Origin of the sequence: Bartonella sp. AA83SXKL, assembly GCF_042196965.1 — a bacterium.
Classification (GTDB): Bacteria; Pseudomonadota; Alphaproteobacteria; order Rhizobiales; family Rhizobiaceae; genus Bartonella.
In genome coordinates this window covers 1-649 of record NZ_JBHIRG010000239.1, presented here as the reverse complement: position 1 = coordinate 649, position 649 = coordinate 1, and the positions used below count along the sequence as shown (strand labels likewise).

Here is a 649-nt window from a genome sequence, read left to right as displayed (position 1 = left end):
CAAGTTCTTTGACAACATTTGCTGGCCGTTCAATAACTTCACCGGCGGCAATTTGATTAATAATATTTTCGCTGAGATGGCGTATGATCATAATAAATCTAACAAGATTCCTAAGGATTCTATAGAAGTTTTGACATATGATAGCATTATTTGTGCAACATTCAAGAATGAGAGTGTGTGAAAGGTCTTATGCTCAAAATAACACTTATTTACTTTCAAAGGGTTTTGTATCAAGTACTATCTCATTGTTTTTAACATTCTATGATGAACTGTAGCAGAAAATTGATTGGTAAAATGAGAAGTGAATAACCTTACAAATTAAAAATCTTGCACTCATCAATCATCTGGGACAAAAAAAGAAATGAAGTAAAAATGGAAGGCAAAGCATATGGCGCGTTTAAGCGGTATTTTGGCAGATAGTGATATACAAGCTTTGATTGATAATAACTTTCTCAAGGCTCTTTGGCCATTTGATGCAGCCCAAATACAACCCGCAAGTCTTGATCTTCGTTTAGGGGAAAAAGCCTATCGTATACGTGCTTCCTTTATGCCGGGGGCTGATGTAAGAGTTTTAGATAAACTCGAACGGTTAAAGTTGCACGAATTTGATTTGCGAGACGGAGCAGTTTTGGAAACAGGTTGTGTTTAT

At 35.9% G+C, this 649-nt stretch carries 1 protein-coding gene; it reads left to right on the top strand.

Annotation, left to right across the window (positions count from 1 at the left end; translation table 11 throughout):
• Positions 1 to 388: 388 nt before the first annotated feature.
• On the top strand, positions 389 to 649 hold a 261-nt coding region (locus ACFINO_RS10845), incomplete at its 3' end, for a 2'-deoxycytidine 5'-triphosphate deaminase domain-containing protein (RefSeq protein WP_375655861.1).